General features: G+C 32.2%; 16 protein-coding genes. All 16 read right to left on the reverse strand.

Annotated elements, in window-relative coordinates:
* Positions 1 to 69: 69 nt before the first annotated feature.
* Positions 70 to 675, reverse strand: coding sequence for a hypothetical protein (locus tag NNH57_RS02965; RefSeq protein WP_074410092.1), 606 nt, complete (start codon positions 673 to 675; stop codon positions 70 to 72).
* Positions 668 to 1162: an RNA polymerase sigma factor gene (locus tag NNH57_RS02970; protein WP_074410093.1), complete on the reverse strand. Its 495-nt coding sequence runs from the start codon at positions 1160 to 1162 to the stop codon at positions 668 to 670. Before NNH57_RS02970 ends, NNH57_RS02965 begins: the two co-directional genes overlap by 8 nt.
* The gene (locus NNH57_RS02975) at positions 1155 to 1994 is read right to left on the reverse strand and encodes an alpha/beta fold hydrolase (RefSeq protein WP_074410094.1); all 840 of its coding nucleotides are present in this window, start codon (positions 1992 to 1994) and stop codon (positions 1155 to 1157) included. The genes NNH57_RS02970 and NNH57_RS02975 overlap by 8 nt, the downstream gene beginning before the upstream one ends.
* 180 nt (positions 1995 to 2174) lie before the next feature.
* Positions 2175 to 2630, reverse strand: a complete 456-nt coding sequence (locus NNH57_RS02980) for a nuclear transport factor 2 family protein (RefSeq protein ID WP_074410095.1) — start codon at positions 2628 to 2630, stop codon at positions 2175 to 2177.
* 97 nt (positions 2631 to 2727) lie between these two features.
* Positions 2728 to 3834: an AraC family transcriptional regulator gene (locus NNH57_RS02985; protein ID WP_074410096.1), complete on the reverse strand. Its 1107-nt coding sequence runs from the start codon at positions 3832 to 3834 to the stop codon at positions 2728 to 2730.
* 57 nt (positions 3835 to 3891) lie between these two features.
* The gene (locus NNH57_RS02990) at positions 3892 to 4590 is read right to left on the reverse strand and encodes a hypothetical protein (RefSeq protein WP_074410097.1); all 699 of its coding nucleotides are present in this window, start codon (positions 4588 to 4590) and stop codon (positions 3892 to 3894) included.
* 196 nt (positions 4591 to 4786) lie between these two features.
* A complete protein-coding gene (locus NNH57_RS02995) occupies positions 4787 to 5140 on the reverse strand; it encodes a hypothetical protein (protein ID WP_074410098.1) in 354 nt (117 codons plus the stop codon).
* Positions 5141 to 5236: 96 nt separating this feature from the next.
* Positions 5237 to 5752 carry a GNAT family N-acetyltransferase gene (locus tag NNH57_RS03000; protein ID WP_074410099.1) on the reverse strand — a complete coding sequence of 172 codons (516 nt, stop codon included), beginning with the start codon at positions 5750 to 5752 and terminating at the stop codon, positions 5237 to 5239.
* A 153-nt stretch (positions 5753 to 5905) separates the two neighbouring features.
* Entirely contained in the window at positions 5906 to 6631 is a 726-nt protein-coding gene (locus NNH57_RS03005) for a sulfite exporter TauE/SafE family protein (RefSeq protein WP_074410100.1), read from the reverse strand.
* Between the two features lie 9 nt (positions 6632 to 6640).
* Positions 6641 to 8263, reverse strand: coding sequence for a M1 family metallopeptidase (locus tag NNH57_RS03010; protein WP_108808661.1), 1623 nt, complete (start codon positions 8261 to 8263; stop codon positions 6641 to 6643).
* A 118-nt stretch (positions 8264 to 8381) separates the two neighbouring features.
* Positions 8382 to 9719 carry a M28 family metallopeptidase gene (locus NNH57_RS03015; RefSeq protein WP_108808662.1) on the reverse strand — a complete coding sequence of 446 codons (1338 nt, stop codon included), beginning with the start codon at positions 9717 to 9719 and terminating at the stop codon, positions 8382 to 8384.
* 81 nt (positions 9720 to 9800) lie between these two features.
* Complete coding sequence (locus NNH57_RS03020; RefSeq protein ID WP_074410103.1) at positions 9801 to 11330, reverse strand: nuclear transport factor 2 family protein; 1530 nt, start codon at positions 11328 to 11330, stop codon at positions 9801 to 9803.
* Between the two features lie 414 nt (positions 11331 to 11744).
* Positions 11745 to 13115 carry a DUF4302 domain-containing protein gene (locus NNH57_RS03025; RefSeq protein ID WP_074410104.1) on the reverse strand — a complete coding sequence of 457 codons (1371 nt, stop codon included), beginning with the start codon at positions 13113 to 13115 and terminating at the stop codon, positions 11745 to 11747.
* 13 nt (positions 13116 to 13128) lie between these two features.
* On the reverse strand, positions 13129 to 13977 hold the full coding sequence (locus NNH57_RS03030; RefSeq protein ID WP_074410105.1) for a zinc-binding metallopeptidase: 849 nt from the start codon (positions 13975 to 13977) through the stop codon (positions 13129 to 13131).
* Positions 13978 to 14005: 28 nt separating this feature from the next.
* Positions 14006 to 15490 (reverse strand): RagB/SusD family nutrient uptake outer membrane protein, encoded by a 1485-nt coding sequence (locus tag NNH57_RS03035; protein ID WP_108808664.1) that lies wholly within the window; start codon positions 15488 to 15490, stop codon positions 14006 to 14008.
* A 12-nt stretch (positions 15491 to 15502) separates the two neighbouring features.
* Positions 15503 to 19207: a SusC/RagA family TonB-linked outer membrane protein gene (locus tag NNH57_RS03040; protein ID WP_234423411.1), complete on the reverse strand. Its 3705-nt coding sequence runs from the start codon at positions 19205 to 19207 to the stop codon at positions 15503 to 15505.
* Between the last annotated feature and the right edge of the window lie 18 nt (positions 19208 to 19225).

A 19225-nucleotide genomic window follows, 5' to 3' on the forward strand; every position in this document is an offset into this window, starting at 1 on the left:
CTGATTTTAAGCTAAAATACTAATAAATAGTATTATTTATATATTATTAAATGGGCAAAGAGAAGGCTTTTATGCTTCGTTTTCTTCAATAATTTTATTTTTTAGCTCAATAATTTCTAAAAGGGTTCGTATTTCTTTTTGAATACTACTTCTAACGAACTTAATAAAGATAATAGCACCAATAACATAGGAAATGTCGATCATTACCATTTGCCATGTAGTAAAGTATAAGCTAAATTCTGGAGTGATCATATAAAAACCAATAGTGTACAATGCTATGATGGTTATAGTGATTGGCCCATGAATACGTTTTCTAAACTTATAAAATGCTATTGTATTATTGGTTGTTTTTAAGACATTGTCTATTACATCGATCTTTTTTGATTTTAAGACACTAATACATTCGATTAGTATTCGTAGTAGTAATCCTCCTATCATTAGCGCTACTCCAATTCTACTTAGTATTTCTTTTACTGGAGCTATATAATAGAAAAAGGTAGATATTCCTATTAATGTGATTGATAGTATTATGATATTTCCGTAGTGAAAACGGATATTAGAATTTTTCTTCGAAGTAATAGAAGATAATGTCTCTTCTAGTACTCCAGAATTACTCTCAATATCTTTTTTTCTTTTTTGCCACTTACGTTGCAATTCGTCAAATTCATTACTCATGATCTAATATTTTTTTAAGTCGTTTCTTTATTCTGTGAATTTTCACCCTAACATTGGTGGGTTTAATACCTAAAACATGTGATATAGTTTCATAGTCCTGTCCTTCTAACACCATCATAATGATTAACCTATCCAGTTCTTCTAATTGGCCTATGGCTATATACAATCCTTGTTCTTGTTCTGCATCTTGGTTTTGTGACTCATCAACCAGTACATGTTCTATTTTATCAAAGGATAATCTCTTTTTATTTTTTTCTTTTCTTATGTATTGCAAGCATGTATTTACCGTGATTCTATACACCCAGGTTTTATGAGTAGATTGCCCTTTAAAGTTTTCGAGAGCATTCCAGATATTAATGAATACTTCTTGCGAAAGGTCATTAGCCATATCTATATCTCCTTTCATAAAACCGAGACACATTTGCTGAACCATAGGGTAACACTGACGATATACAGTCTCAAAAAGTTGTTGATTTTTTTTACTCATTTGCTAGGAAAGCGTTTACTGTTGTATAAAACCATTGGGGTTGATCAAACATAATAAAGTGTTTACTGTTTGAAGCCATCTTGATAGATTTGTTTGCTAAAGTAGCATATTGTTTTTCATAATTAGATTTTGCAACCTCTACAGAAGGAAATGATGCTCCCAGAATTAAAGTTTTTGCAGTTACCTTGTTTAGAATTTTTCTTAAATCCAGTTTTAATAAATCGGTATATCCATATACATAGGTTTCGCGATCAGCTTCCATAATCCAATTAATTAGAGTATCTACTTTATCTTTATTATTGGTCATGTTTTGTGCCATCATGGTAGCAGTCTGTTTAAACTGTGTATCTTCTGCCTGTAGCATTTGCTTGTTATATGGGCTATCGTATTGTATTTGACTTTCTGGTACTCCTGGCATCATTAATTCTCGCATACACGGGATAGAATCTACAATAACTAACCGGGTAATTGTATCGGGTAGTGCTGCAGCAAGATCAATAGCTAAGTTTCCACCCATACTATGTCCTATAATAGTTACATTGGTTAGATTTTTGTTTTTGATATATACGATCAATTCTTTTTTAATAGTATCATACCATGGCATCGCAATAGGCTGGTTGCCATTAAAACCAGCATAAGAAATAAGATGAGCTTCACTTTTTGTAGTTAAATGTTCAACGGTTTCGTTCCATATCGATCCAGGAGTGGTAAAACCAGGTAAAAATAATACAGGATTTCCTTGCCCAACTATTTCAGTTTTGATAGCTGATGTTTGACTAAATCCTAAGTTTATAATAATTAGCACTAATAAGGTAATTCTAAATGTTTTCATGTCTTTATTTTTATTGTATTTCTATTTTGATTTTCCCCTTTGATGCAGAAAGTTGTGAATTGTTACACATGGGATAAAAAAATAAAAACGAATAAAAATAACTTGTTAGAATCAAGCTAATAAAGTATAGAATAGCTAAAGCTATTGGATAGGAACTGTCTATAAGAGAAGGTGTTGTAATTAATGTTTGGACGAATCGTTAAATTGCCAAAGGACATTTACAATTTTCCATGTGCCGTTTATTTTTACAATATGCATATAATCAATCCACTCATCGGCAATAAGTTTTACAGAAGCTGTCTTGTCAAAAACATCTAATATAATAACCTCTTTTTTTGGTTTTTTGGGAAACTTATCTCCGTTACTATTATAAAACTCTGAGAGAATTACCATAAAATCAGTAAATGTTTCTCGAAGGTATTCTTTGTTTGTAGCTTTGTTTTTCCAAAAAGTCCTTTTTACCATTCTAGGATGGGCAGCGCGTTCAAATTGCTTGGGGTTTACATTGTGTTGGGCTTCTAGATAATCCAAAGCTACTTGTTTAATATCCAGAGAATCTTGTTTGGATTGTGCATTTGTTTGATACGTCAATAAACTAATACCAGATACCAAAACAATTTTAAGTATATATTTCATGATGAAGACCTTTTATTTTCACTTCTAAAAATATATGATATCTAATAATTTAATTTGAAAATTTTCTTAAATGTTAACGAGCAATAAATATTATTTTTTATTGCTGAGAAGTAAAATATTCTTTTGGAGACGTTCCCATCAATTTTTTGAAAGACTTATTAAATGTAGTTTTAGAATTAAAACCAGCTTCCTGGGCCAGCCCGAAAAAAGTGAAGTTTTTTGCTTTATCTGTTTGTGCTAATTCTACAAATTCTTTAATTCGATGATAATTAATATATTCAAAGAAATTCATGCCGATATTTTCGTTCAATAATCGGGCTATTTCTGGACTGCTTACTCCCAGCATGTCAGCAAGTTCTGCTTTTAATAATTTTCTATTGAGATACGGTTTTTTCTCTACCATTAACTGATCTAATTTGGCTTGCAATTGATCTAGATCTGATTTAGATAATTTGGATTGCGCATACTTTTTTTGAGCCCCGACAGGGATGATTTTAAATAGGTTAGGAGAAATCATACCGTAATAAGCAATAAAAAGAATGATTAATGCAATACTTAACCAAATTGTTTCTCTTGCTGTCCTTTCTATGGTTTCAAATCCAAAAATACTAATGAAATACACAATAACCCAGCATAGTAAGCAAATACCAATTGCAATCAGAAAATTAAGGAAAAACTGTGTCTTTACGGTGTAACTTAATTCATCGCGCAACCCTTTCCTAAAAGAAAGAAATAACTGAAGACTCATTACCCAATATGTAATGTTGAATAATAGACCAATACCAATAAAAATAGTTATGGTACGAAATAATTCTCCACTTTTAATTCTTGCTCCAATAACTTCGTCTGTAGGAAGCATAAACATAAAAACAACAAAGATGATATAGAAAATCCCAGGGAGGTAGTGTAACAAATCCTGATATGAAAAACGTTTGTTTAATAATGAAGATTTGGTAAACAAGTAAATTGTGGATCCAAATAGGAGTGTTGCAAACTCAGAAAATGCAATCAACCGAAAGTTTTTACCAAAGATATCTGATATATAAAGTACTCGGCCCGATAAACCAATCATAAGAACCAAAACCAAAAAAGCAACATATCCATTAATGTTTTTTCTGTTTTTTGGCGAAAAAAAATAAATACAGAGTAAAAATAAACTCTGGAAATAACCAAAATATACGAGTTGATTTAAAAGTGTTTGCATAATGATGTATTAAGCAGGTTATTTAATAACCTGCTTTTTATAGGTCTAAAATAGTTACTAAATCTGAAATTGGTTCACATGTTTCACCGAACTATGATCCATTTTTAGATTTTCTTTATAAAATTGTTCAAAAGCGGCCTTGTTTTCCCAGGTAGTAATCACCAAATAATCTGGATTGTAGTTATACCCAAAAGGAGACGCACCTTCTGTAAATTCAACTTGTGTTTGACCGCCTGCTTTTTTCATTTTTTGTATCCATCTTTGTTTAAATTTTTGAAAAGACGACTTGTCTTTATGCCAATACGCAGTAACCATATTAAATTTCTCAGGATTAATACTAAAAGAAAGATCTTGTTTTAATTCGTAATAAGTAAGACCAAATGTAGACCAGATATTTCTTCTCTCTTCATGAAAATCTGGCATTGTTTTTTGAATATCCTGTAAGAATTTCTCTCGCCCATTAAGGGTATCCCAATATCCAAAAATCATACTTTCGGGATGATAATTGCCTTGAGTCGGACTTCCTTTTATAGCAACGCCAGGTAACCTATGGTACCCCATTTTTTCGGCAACAGGAAATGCAGTTTTAAAGTAATTCTGTAGTTTTTGTTTAGTGTCGGGTTTGGTATTTATAAAAATGATATCAAATACGTGCCCTTTTTTTAGGGTATATGATATTGTCTTTGATTGCGCATTCAGAGATGTAAAATTAACAGTCAAAAAGAGTGTTAATAATGAGATTTTTAAAAGCTTCATATAGTTTTTCAATTTTAATTAATGAATTTTTTTCACAAGACAAATGTATATGCTATCATCTGGGAAATGAAGAATAATAGGGGACGAAAGGTACATATACCGTATGTGTACTTTTATTTGAAGATAAAATTGCGAAAATTGGTAGTGTAGAGATACTTCAATTAAAAACTGCTAACTCTAAGTATGAACTATGCGTTTAATTGGTATTTGTTTTGTTGTTGATTTGATCAACCAAATTACATATGTATCGATTAAATTCAACATTTCTTGCCCCATAACTGGCAAGCCCTATTAATTTTACGTCCTGGTTCCCTTCAGAATTTACTTTTAAGATAAATAAGGAGTAACCTTCCTTGGTTCTAAATCTAAGACTATCTTCTTCTTTTATAATTTCATAATCGCTTAGGGCATCAGAATATGGTGAATCTCTTATTAAAATATAGTTTTCATAAAGAATACAATTGGATATTGGTTTTCGCTTATTTAGAAGAACAATAAGAATGATGATAATACTAACCGCTATGGTACTCACTATTATTAAGAGTCTCATTTTTTACTTTTTTTGATCTTATTGATTTTAATAACATTTGATATATCAAAATCAGTTTTTCTAGTTTTGGCTTACTTTTTAAGGAGTATTTTTATGTTATTTATCACTAGAAATAGAAAAAATAATATTATCTGGATTATCACTATCTATTCTATCTTCAATATGATTGAAATTGTTTCTTATGAGTAGCTTTTTTGAAGCTTCATTGTTTTTATGAGTAAACGCTTCTATAGTATCTAGTTCTAAAGTTTTAAACCCATAATCTAGGATACTTACTAGTGCTTCATTCATAATCCCTTGTCTATAAAAATTTGGGTGTAAATCATACCCTACTTCTGCTGTTTTTTTGTTTTCAGAGAAATTCCACAGACAGATAGTACCGATAAGTTTGGGTTTATCTTTTACTGTTATTCCCCAAAATAACCAATTTTGCTCATCAATACCTTTATTAATTTTGTTGATGAAATTGATAGCTTCTTCAATTGTATTTGTTTTAGGTCTTTTTACAAATGTATTAACGATTTCATTAGATCGTAAAAAGAGAATCACTTGATCATCACTTTCTTTTAATTGTCTTAGGAATAATCTTTCGGTTTGTAGTTCTGGAAACATTGTAAATTTCGTTTTTTGAAACTTTTATAAAGGCTAAAAATATTCAAAAGAAATTACATTTTGGTAGCTATTGAATAAAACAGTGATTTTTGCCAAGTTTTAACCTAAAGTATTTAAACAATTACACCAGAAATCATTTGATATCACTTGTAATTATTTGAATAAAATAACTAACCCTCCAATTGCTGTCATGATTAAAATAAATTTTCGGTATTGGTGATCTTTAAATTGCTTTACTACTTTAAGTCCAATAATGAATCCTAATACAACTCCTGGAACTAAATATAAATCCACGGTTAACGACTTTGTATTTATGGTATTCCAACTAAAAATATGAAAAGGTAGTTTAAATAGGTTAATTATAAAAAAAAGCCAGGCTGCAGTGCCAATAAACTCATTTTTTGGTATTCGAGTTGCCATAAAAAAGATATTGGTAAAGGCTCCTGCCAGGTTCCCGATCATTGTAGTAAAACCTGCTGCAAATCCAGTACTGCCAATAAACCAAAGCTTATTAGGGATATTTTTCTTATCGTATCGTTCCCAAAAAAACATAATGATAACACTACTAATGATAATCACGGCCATTCCTTTCTTAAATATATATTCAGGAAGATCTTTTCCTACAAAAACAGCTATTAGAACTCCACCAATCATCCATGGGAGAAATTGGAAGAGATATTTCCAACGGGCATGTCGGTTATAATAGAGTACAGCCAAAACGTCTGCAAAAATTAGAAGAGGTAGTAGTATTCCTGTAGATGCTTTTGCACCATGTGCCAATGCCATTAGAGTTACGACCACAATCCCCATTCCTTTGAGTCCCGATTTAGATACACCTAATATAAAAGCAGCGGTAAACGGAATAAGATAAGATGCCATTTTATATTACTATAGTTCTTTTATGTTTACATAAAAATTAGGATCTACAGTAAGTTTATTTCCTTTAAGATCTTTTGTCTGCCAATTGGCATTAGGCTGTATCCATTCTGGATTATCATCTATAAAGAGACGTACGGGCATATCAAATTTATCTACGATATTGCTATAACGATATTTTAATTTGCCGTCTTTAAAATTATATTCGAGAACGGGTACTTTTACGGTTCTTAGATATTGATCAAAAAACTGAGTTAAATCGATGTTGGTTTGTTTGCTAATATAATCTTCGATCTGTTTTGTTGTCACTGTTTTATGATAAAATGTATCATTAAGCCCTCTAAGAACAGATCTCCATTTTTCATCATCTTCTATAAGTTGACGTAGTGTGTGTAACATGTTTGATCCCTTAAGATACATATCACTTGATCCTTCATTATTTACATTATATGTACCGATGATTGGAGAATCATTTTGGATTTTTTTTCTGGTACCTATTACATATTCTGCAGCGGCCTTTTTTCCATAATGATAATCAAGAAAAAGACTTTCAGAATACGCTGTAAAACCTTCATGAATCCACATATCTGCAGCATCCTTATAGGTGATGTTATTAGCAAACCATTCGTGACCAGATTCGTGAATAATGATAAAATCAAATTTTAATCCCCATCCTGATCCAGAAAGATCATTACCAAGGTATCCATTTATATATTTGTTTCCATAAGTGACAGAGCTTTGATGTTCCATCCCTAGATAAGGTACTTCTACCAGTTTAAAGCTATCTTCATAAAATGGATAGGGGCCAAACCAATGCTCAAAGGCTTTCATCATCTTTGGGGCATCTTTAAATTGTTTTTTCGCTTTTTCCAGGTTGTCTCTTAATACATAATAATCCATATCGAGTTTACCTTTTTCACCTTCATATTGTTCTCCAAAATGCACATAATCTCCGATATTGATATTTACACCGTAGTTATTAATTGGATTACTTACGAACCAATGATATGTTTTAGTATCATTGTCATGTTTTTCTGTTTTACGCAATCGGCCATTAGATACATTCATAAGGGTAGATGGTACATTAACACTAATTAGTAAACTATCTACTTCATCATACATATGATCTTTGTTGGGCCACCAAACGCTAGCTCCTAATCCCTGGCAAGAGGAAGCTACAAAATGTTTCCCATTTTGATCTTTTTTCCATGAAATACCACCATCCCATGGTGCCCGAACGGCTTCACGAGGTTTACCACTATAGTATACTTCTATTGCATTTTTGCTATTTTCTTTTTGCGCTGTTGCTAGTGTTATAAAATGAGCATTTCCTTCAGATGTTACTTGTAACGGTTTATTATCCTGAAGTACTTTTTCTATTTTTAAAGGTGGTTGCAGATCGATTTGCATTACGTTATGCTCTTTCAACACTTTATAATGAATTGTATTTTTTCCTGAAATAGTTTTTTTATCGGGATCTACAGCAATATCAAGATGGTAATAGGTTAAATCCCACCATGCTCTTTCTGGAGTTATCGATCCTCGTAATGAATCTTGCCTGGTAAATTGTGACTCTTGCGCAGATAGTAGGGTAAAGCTTAAAATGCTAAAGGCTATAGTATAGAATGTCTTCATCTATGGTATGTTTATTTCTCGATAATTATACTAATGTCTAACTGTTAGATCAGTAGAATTCGCATAATAATCATTTTTGTATTAGTTTCGAAATTATTAGCAGACTCTTTTCTGTAATTTATCTAAAAGTTTCTGATGGAAATACAACCGGACTCTCATGACCGTTTATTCCGACAGTGGCTATTCCGAAGAAGAAATTGTCAATAACAATGCCATTTAGAACAAAATTGTCTACATTTCCTACAAAACGGCTATGATTCCAGGTAGGAGAAGTGGTATCTCGCCAGTATATTTTGTAACCTTTAATATTTGAGTCATTGGCTTTTTTCCATTTAAATTTTGCCGAAGGCTCTACAATACCGCCTATTTTTACTTCGGATGGGGCAGGAGGAGCCCAGGCAATACTTGCTAAATTTATAGCATTAACTGCGGTAAGTTTTGCAGCATAATCAAAGTTAACATGTTCTACAACATCTCCGTATTTGATTCCGTTTTCTTCACGAATATTTTGATGTTGTTGTGTGTAATTTTCATGTGCTTCCATAATTCGAATTCCGGCGTAGCCTAAATCATTAAAAGGTCTGTGATGCCCACCACGACCAAAGCGATCTAATCGATAAATCATCATTGGGTTCATCTCTGGCATATAGGCTTTTACATTTTTATGCACATATCGGGCCAATTGACGTGAAATTCCATCGACCTCTCCACCATAAAAACGTCTACGTCTTACCGTTTTTTCGTCATCGGTAAGATTGGTAGGTTCAGAAAATATTCTAAACGCACGATTATCGATAACCCCGTCTACTCCTTTAATATTTCCAATCATATCATTATTAAGGATTCCTATAATGTCCCAGCCTTTGTTTTTAGCATATTTTGCTAATCCACCACCACCAAAGAGACCTTGTTCTTCTCCAGACAATCCAACATAAATAATACTGTTCTCAAAAGTGTATTTTGATAATACCCTTGCAGCTTCAATGGTTCCTGCCATCCCGCTAGCATTATCATTTGCACCGGGAGCATCGGTAGTAAAATCCATAGTATCACTGGCTCGAGAATCGATATCTCCACTCATAATAATGTAGCGGTTAGGATACTTTGTTCCTTTTTGTACAGCTACTACATTTACCACCCAGGCATCATGAGGTACTCTGGATCCCATATCTTTGGTTACAAAATCTTTTTGATAAAATACATCTAAACAGTTTTTACAATCGGTAGAGATTTTCTCAAATTCTGTTTTGATCCACCTTCGGGCTGCTCCAATACCTCGTGTCTGAGAAATAGTATCACTAAATGTATTGCGAGTTCCGAAATTTGCTAATTTTTTGATATCAGTTTCAATTCTATCTGCAGAGACTGCATTAATGATATCATAAATACGTTGATCTGTTTGTGCAATTAAAATGGTAGATAATAGAAGTAAGGTAGCGGTAAAAAATGTTTTCATTTGTGTGAATTTGATCGCCTAATGTAAAGAAAAGAGTCAAGTAATGATGATCTCTTAACAAATTTATAAGATGATGGTATATCACTGAATAAAAATAACCTTAGTTATTTTCTCATTATTTACCTCATAAATCGCTACAGCACTATAGTGTTGTTTATTGATGGTTAGAAATTCTTCATCAATAACGACATTGCCCATAACAATCCTGTTTTTGATTTTGCAATTAAGATCAGGTGTGCTATTAAAGAAATTGGCATATCCCTCTTTGATTTTTTTATGACCCTCATATAAGAATTCATAAGGGAAATTATAGACTTTTATATCTTCGGTATATGTAGCAACAAAAGCATCAATATCTCTGGTGTTGTATGCATCGAGTTGTTTATCAACAATGTTTAAAGTACTTTTTTCAAGATCATTATCATATTGAGGTTTAATAAAAGTTACTTTTGCAATCTTTCCGTTTTTAATTTCATATATAGAAATAACTCTTACTTTTCGATCGCTATAAGTAACATATTCTTCGTCGATTACTTTGTTACCAAATACAATACGATGCTTTATTTCACAAAATAAATTAGGTTGATTCTTAAATTTTTTGTCATAATATGGGCGCATAGCTTCTTTACCTTTATACCGTACTGTATTTGGATAGTCATAAATTAATACATTGTCATTATATGTAGCTAAAAAAGCATCTATATCTCTGGCATTATAGGCGTCTAATTGTTTTTGAACAATATGTTCGGGAGATACATCTGATACTACAGTGAGCATGTTTCCGGTGGTATTTGTCGCTATTCTTGAAATATGACCAATTTCTTTATCCATAAAAGTATAAAAGGTCTTCCAGCCAGAATCTGTTTTTGGATTGAACTTAAAAATCTGGTTTTGTTTCCCCATCAGGATAGTACCATCTGGTAACCAACACAGATCTTCGGATCCTGATATTGTATTTATGATTTTTTTGGTAGCTCCGGTTATAGGATCAATCGATTTAATTTCCCAATTTTTGTTTTCTTTACTGATATAGCTAATTAGGTTTGAATTTGGTATTTTATGCAACGATCTTCCTACTTTTTTTTGAAAAGTATGATTGGTATTTTCTTTTATATTAGATACTACCAATGACATTGCATTATCTTCGAGTACCGATGAAACCAATATATCTTGATTAAACCAGGTATGATACCCTACTTTAAGTCCTTCTAATAGAACTTTAGACTCTCCGGTTTTATAATCATAACGATACAGGAGTTGTTTGCCATCTTGATCAAGACGAATAGAAGAAATTTCATTTTTTCCTGGGATTTTAGTAGGAGAGTATTCACTACCATTTTTGGTTTCTGTAATCCAATCTACTTTAGCTTTTTTACTATTATATACAGCTATATCTGTTTGTTTATTGCGTGTAGAGGAAAACAAAACCATGGTATCATTAAAGATAGAAGGTTGATTATCATATCCTTTGTTGTTAGATATGTTTCTTTGGTTGTTAAGTTTGATTGTTTCTCCTTTTTTGATGATATCAAAAAGATATACTTCGGTGTCGGTTTGTGAGAAAGCAGGGATTGCAGCGAGTAATACTAAAAGAACAATTGTGTGTTTCATTGTTTTTGTTTTCTAAAATACATTGAAATATTGACGTTATTCTTAAGTAAATGTTAATGAACTCATTTATGCTTTTTCGATTTGCTGAAAAAATGTTGTTTCCGGTCCTGTTTTTGCCTTTTTCCTTTCTGTAGTTCTGCTATGCAATTCAATCCCGAGTGTTCAGGGCAACAGAACTAAAAAAGGCTTAATTTTTATTTAAAACCCAAAAGATGGATGAGTTTAATATAAGAATGATATTCTATACTTGGTATTTAGAAAAAATGAAATTAATCAAAAAACCCAGAGCAAATGCTCCGGGTTTTCGAAAGTTGAGTTAGAAAGGCTATTGAGGGAACAATAGTTTATTGTGTATATTGTTAATAAGATTAGATTCCATACACGGAGAATCTAAACGTAAGTTGAGTATTTATTTTATGGATTACGCCAGAAAGTATACACTCTTAATGTAGGATCTGCCGCGCTGGTAAATGTTCCTGCTTTATTTGAGAAATTCTGGAAATTACCAGTTGTTTCATAATAAAGACCCTCAGGATTACCAAAAAAGTCTAATAATGGCTGAGCAAAAGGTTGGAAGAACGCAAAGTTACCAAAAGTATCAGGCTCGTTCACTCCAACAAATGTCAGTACTAATTTCTTATCTACTATTGATGATGTATAGTCGTAGATACCCCAGAATAAAGCATCATCTGTTGTTCTTCTAAAACCTATCCAAATTTGAGTATCTCTAGCATCACCGGTACGAGTTGATCTCAATTCTAATCGATCAAATATGAAGATACCGAGACCACCATTTGCAAGGTTGGTAGTAACTTGTTCTGTCAATGCTTGAAATGCAAGAGAAGTTCTAGTATCAGGAGGAAATACTCTTGGAATATATACAAAATCTGTGAATTCAGTTCCGATATCGAAAATATCATTATTAATAAATGGAGGTTGATTAATAAATCCAATTGTTGCTTTACTTCCATCTACTCCAGAAATATAAGATTCTGATACAGTATCAAAAACAAAGTTTTCGTATGTATTTCCGCCTATTTCTATTGCAGGGCTAACAACAAGTCCTTCTGGTGTATATGCTATACCGTAAGCGACTTCTGTAACCGTACCATCGTCAGCTTGGTTTTGAGAATTAGCAAAAAGACGTAAACTATCATAGTTAAACGTATAAAATGTTTTACCAGAACCATCTTCGATAGTTAACCCCTGAAAAACTGAAGTAGTAATTGTTGGTAAAAGACTAGCTCTTCTTCCCAAAGAAATATTAACATTATCCCATTCTGCTGCAGTTACAGGTTCGAAAACTAAAATTGCATCATGTCGAGGTTCTTTAAATGTAATTTTTCCACCTTCATTTTTAATATACTGGAAATTTGAATTTCCTTCAAATCCAGATCCGATAAGACCTTGGATATTACTATCCGATACCTTATGAATGTGATTACGCGAAGAAAAAACTAATTCTGTAGTAGATCCCATCTTAACTTCATATCTACTAGAAGTAATTGCGGTTTCTGAATCAAAATCAGAAGTCATCTCTACGGTACCATTACTATTAAATTTCATATAAAAAGTAAATCCACCATATTCATCATTCTTCGTGAAATAAACAGCTTTATATCCATCAGGAGATGCCAAAAGTAAATTTTGAAGTTCTGTTACACGCTGTTCAATTCTACTACTTGGTGTTCCTTCGAATAATACCTCATTGTCATCATTGCTACAAGAGAAAAAAATCAGTAGTAATGACCAAAACCATATTTTATTTAATGCTTTTATAACCATTTTCTTTATTTTATTAATTAACAATGTCTAAGGTATTTTGATTTACCAATTCTTGTAGCTCATATAAGTCAATGTTAAATTCATCACTAAAATATTTAACAACAAATTGCTCTTTCGTTCTTATAGAAGCTTTACCTTCTGCACTTGTAATACCATCAACAATGGCATCAAATTCAGTTTTTGAAGTGGTTAGTATAGTTGCTACCATTTCTGCAAAATCCTCTGTATCTGAACTTGAAGCGTAATCAGTTATATACCCTAATTCTCTGGCTTCTGCTATACTCCTGTTAAACCATTGAGCGGTATAATTCTGTGGGTTTACTTGCCCATAATCAGGGTCATATGGTTTAGTTTGATTTAAAATATGTGCATATTCATGCTGAATAGTTTTAAAGTATCTTCTAGTAAGTGTAAGATCTGTTAAATCTAATTGATCAACATTAAATAGTGTAATCTTAGTTCCTGCTTCTGCAATACCCAGAGTAATTGTTCCCGTTTGATTAAAATTGAAACCACCAACGAGAGTGAATTGTCTTGGAGAAATATTTTTAATAAAGTCTTCTCCTCCCAATTGTGTATACGGATCTATCCATACAGCTTTAACAACTTCTAATAGTGGTTGAACGTTTTCTTCTGTAGGAGGGTACAAAAATCTATTTAGATCCACTTCATTTTCATTCCACTTATATTGGATAGCTATATTATAAGGAGAAATAAAATTTTCTTTTATCCAAGAATCAAGACTAGATAACTGTGGAGCTTCTGTATTGATTTGAGAAGGCCCAATACTATCACCTTTGTCGCAATTTATAACTATTACTGTGATTGCAACTATGGTTATCCATTTTATTATTTTTTTCATAATTATATGTTCTTAAAATTATTTAATATTATCTAGGATTTTGTTGCAAACCAAAACTTTGCGCATCTACAGGGATCTGTAATTGTTTTCTGTTATCCGTTTTAGTAAGAATGCTTTCGTTGTCAAAGAAATCTTCATGAATGACTGATAGATTAAATCTTTTTATGTCAAACCAACGTAATCCTTCATTCTGAAATTCTCTTCTTCTGTATTCTACAATACCATTTATTAAGGCTAGTTTTTCTGTATCGATAGTATAAAAAGGAGTATAGATACCTTCGGCAACAGCATGTATAGTATTAAGTTGATCTACTGTTAATACATCGGTAGCGGCATCATAATCTCTGACTTTTTTAGATAAAAAAGCATTAAGATCGTTTACGGCATTACCAGTTTGACCAAGCATAGTATATGCTTCTGCTCTGTTTAATAAGACTTCGTCTGTAGTAAGAAGTACAGAGTTTACAAAAGCAAATCCAATATTTGCAGCTGCATTGGTTGTTCTGAAATATTCAACATATTTAGGAAGGTTTAAGAATAAGTCATTACCAAATACTCGGTACCCCCATCCTTTACCATTAACCTGAGAACCACTAAAGAAAAGGCTAGTTGCTAAATCTGATGATAATTGATATCTGGAACCTGCATAATTTCTTGCATATAGTGAATTTCCTGATACAAGTAGTAGGTTTGCAACCTCTGCTGTCGAAGAATATTCATTACCTATCTGAGCAAAAGTAAAACCTCTATATTTACCATTCCAATCTCTTAAAAGATCTGCAGGAGCATCACCTAATACTTCGTTACTATATTGTACAACTTTTTCCCAATCTCCTTTGAATAAATAGAATCTTGAAGCAAAAGCATTTGCTGCACTTTTAGTAAAATGAAATTTAGGAATATCATAAGAATTAGTAACTAAAGGTAATCCTGCTACGATATCGGCTTCGATTTTTTCATAAACCTCTTTTACAGTTCCTCGTGTATAGTCCTTAATTACTATATTTTCTGGTTCAGTTACATAAGGAATTCCTAAATCAGATCCTGCAGTTGAAGGGTCATAGGTTTTAGACCAAATATTCACTAACATAAAATGAGTATATGCTCTAGCTATTAAAGCTTCTCCTTTTAGATAATCTAACTCGCTACCACCTCCTAACTCTTCGATAGCTTGTAATGCGTGATTAGCTTGCGAAATGGCTTCATAACACTCATTCCAATAATCAGTTGGGAAATCTGTATTGTTATCATTTACATCTCTCCAGAAATACATTTCTGTATTTACTCTTTGTTCATTTGCTGTAGGTCCTTTATCATCTGCATTATCAGTCATTGGGGCTAAAAAAGGTGCGTAGGTACCTGCTGGGTAAGCAAGTGTAATTAATTCTGCAATTTTTTCGGCAGTATCAATTTGTGTTCTATTATCTGGTATTTCATCTAATGAATCCTCACAAGAAGATATCATAAATAATGTTAATAGACTTATACCAATTAATTTGATGTTTGTTTTCATAATCATTTCTTTTTAAAATCCAAGATTTAATGATACAGTATATTGTTTAGCAATTGGGTAAGCAACACCTCCTGCTCTAAAGAATTCGGGATCCTGACCGTTTAATGCGTCATCTGAATAAATTAAGAAAGGGTTTGTTGACTGAAACGTCATTTTTAGATTTGATAATCCGATTCTATCAATAGCGTCTTTAGGAAAAGTATAGGATAAAGAAATATTCTTCATTCTTATGAAATCTCCATCAGCAATTCTTTCTGTAGAGAAATTATATGCATTATACGCTCTTGCGATTTCATTAGTTCCAACCTCATTTACCAATCTTCTTGACGGTATAACTGGGATATTGGTAGTGTTTTCATCTCCTGGAAATAACCATCTGTTCGTGAATTCTGTTGGGAAAACCGATAGGTCACTATAAAAAGATGAGTAGTAAGGGTCTAATCTAATTTTGTTTCCTGCAGAGAATGTAAGAAAGAAACTTAAATCCCAGTTCTTATAAGTAAAATTGTTGGCAAATCCACCTGTTAAGTTTGGTTCAACAGATCCTTCGAATTTAAGATATTCCTGAATGTCTTCTACTTCCTGGAAATCAACACCAGAGATAGGGTCTCTATCATCATTAAAAACATAAGTTGGTAACCCTCTATCATCTAGTTTGTCAAATTGGAATGAAAATAAAGATCCTCTAGGAAAACCAATTGCATTACCTCCTGTATTTGATACTAAGTCAAACACATTTGGTCTTTGTTGTAATTCGGTGATTTCCTGATCAAAATACGCAACATTAATTGTTGTTTCCCATTTAAAATTAGGACTAACAATGTTTTGTGTATTTAATTGAAATTCTATACCGTTAGTATTCATGGATGCATTATTGGCAAGCTTAACCGATTGTCCACCAATCCCTGAGGTTCTGATTTCATCGATTAGATCTTCTCCTTTTCTAAAATATACATCTGTAACAAGAGAAATTCTATTATTAAAGAAACCAGCTTCTAAACCAAGGTTAAGTTCGAATGTCTTTTCCCAGGTTAATTCTGTGTTTTGTAAAGCAGCAATGTTTATAGCATTCTCACGTGTATTAGGATTTAAACGATCCGTAACCACATTTCTGAAAATTGCCAAGTTATTACTTACATTATCGGCAAGTAATCCAACTAACCCATAACTTGGTCTCAATGCAAGTTTTGAAATCCAATCTATTCTTTGAATAACGGGCTCTTGATCAATATTCCATTTAGCACCAATGTTATATGTTGGTAACCATCTTGCATTAGATGATTTACCAGCTCTGTTTGATCCTTCATAGTTACCTGTTACATTTAAAACGTACTTATCATCAAAAGAATATGTTGCCGTAGCAAAGAAAGTAGCTCCTCTTTCTCTGGTCTGTTCTAAACCAAAATAGTTACCACCATCTAATATTATTTTATCTATTATATTAGGATCTGTGAATGGAGTACCACCTTTATCGAATTGATATCCAAATCCTCGACTAAAACTTTCTTCTCTATTGGTAAATCTATATTCCTGACCTAGATATACTCTAATATCACTTCTTTCACTTATGTTTTTTGTGTAGTCTAATGTGTTTCTGAAATTATAAGAGATAATCTTATTGTCTCTTCTTGTATAAATACCCCCAAATGGTAATACTACTTGTGGTCTTGAATTAGGTTGATCCGGATCTTGGAATAGAAAAGTATTTGCATTTTCAACAATCGTAGTTTCATTAGCTCTGTATGCTCCAGCAACGTTAGAGTTTTCTGTTGCTTTATGTTCATTTGCAGAAGTAGCATATCTTGCCGTACCTAAAAAGTTATATTTTAAATTATCATTGATTTTGGCTTCAAGCTCTCCTTGAACTTTTAAATCAAGTACCGTTAATTCTGTAGTGTTGTTCTCAATTTCATTTAGAATATTAAATGGAGCCCAGTTATATCTGAAATATTCTAGGTCACCATTATTATCTCTTGGTCTAAGTGCACGACTGGTATTAAGTGCATAACTAAAAGGATTAATATCAAAATCTCTGTCAAACCCACCATTAACTACATCAGACAACCTGTCAAATGCACCTGGTGCATTCTGATCTCTATAAGACCCTTGTACCAAAGTAGTTACTTTATATCTGTCTCCCAGGTAGTATGTATTTCTGATATTTCCTGTAAGTCTTCTTACACGATCGGCGATTGTCCATCCCGGATCAGTAAAATATCCTATAGAAGAATAATGAGAAGAACTTTCACCACCTCCAGAAAAACTTATAGAATGATTCTGAGTTAAACTTTCTCTAAATAATTCTTTAAACCAATCTGTATTGGCTAATTCATATTGTTGCAAAAATTGAGCTCTGGCTTCAGGAGTATTTGCAAGTTGAAAAGAGTTAGTTTCTGGATTAAAATTATTAATAGCTCTATACATTTGGTTATAAATACCACCAAATCTTCCTTGTAAACTTGATGCAAGACTTAAATATCCTTTAGATTCTAGTTCTCTATAGATAGAAACAGTTTCTTGAGAATTAAGTAAATCAAATTGAGAATAGGTTGGTCTTGATCTTACAGCATATTCTGCAGAGTAGCTAACCTTTGTTTTTTCATTTCTCTTTCCTGATTTTGTAGTAATTACTACTACACCATTTAGTGCTCTTGCACCATATAATGCTGTTGCAGAAGCATCTTTTAAGATTTCAATACTAGCAATATCAGAACCGTTTAATCCTGCGACAGCAGAACTTAATAACGTACTTGAGTCTCCCGAAACAAGATCATTTAATGATACATTTACTATTTCTTCTTGTATAGCACCATCGATAATCCAAATAGGTTTGGTGTCTCCAAGAATAGATGAAGATCCTCTAATTGTTATTCTAGGGGTAGCACCAAAAGTTCCAGTAACATTTTGTATGGTAACACCTGCAGCACGCCCCTCTAAAGATCTAGAAATATCTGGTACACCTTCTAATTTTATTTCTTCGGCTTTCAAAGATTGAGCTGCTCCAGTAAAAAATTTCTTCTGGATATTTTGATAACCAGTTATTACTATTTCTTCGAGACCTTCAACGTTTTCTTTTAATACGATATTAAATGTTGTTGTATTCTTATCTGTAATCGTAATAGTTTGAGTTTCGAAACCTATGTTTTCGATTTTAAGTATATCTGATACCGAAACTCGCATCGTGAAATTTCCATCAAAGTCTGTAACTACTCCTTGAGTAGTTCCTTGAATAGATACAGTAGACCCGGGGATGGGGAGACCGTTTTTATCAACTACCTGCCCGCTAATTTCAAAACCTTTTTGAGGTTTAACAAGTGCAGACTGTCGTTTTTTGATTGTTGGTATATTAGAATTAGTTTCTTTTTTTACCAATACGATTTGCTTATCTACTATTTTATAAGAAACATTAGTATTTCTAAATATTTTATCTAAAATATATTCTACTCTTTTGTTAGAAGCTTTAAAGGATACCTTTCTTTTAGTATTTACTTCGGCATCTTTAAAAAATACTTTAAATTCAGTTTTTTGCTGTATTAAATCAAATACTCTCTCAATTGTAAAGTTTTTCACATCTAGTGAAATCTTGGTGTTTTGAGAATACGTATTTGCATTTATTCTAAATAGAGACAATATAATTAATAGTATTGTTAGCCTCATTTTCAAATTAAATATTAATTTTGCCACACCATTTGTGTGGTTTTGTCTAATTATTTTCATATTTTTAATATGATTTAA

The organism is Aquimarina spinulae (genome assembly GCF_943373825.1).
Lineage (GTDB): Bacteria > Bacteroidota > Bacteroidia > Flavobacteriales > Flavobacteriaceae > Aquimarina > Aquimarina spinulae.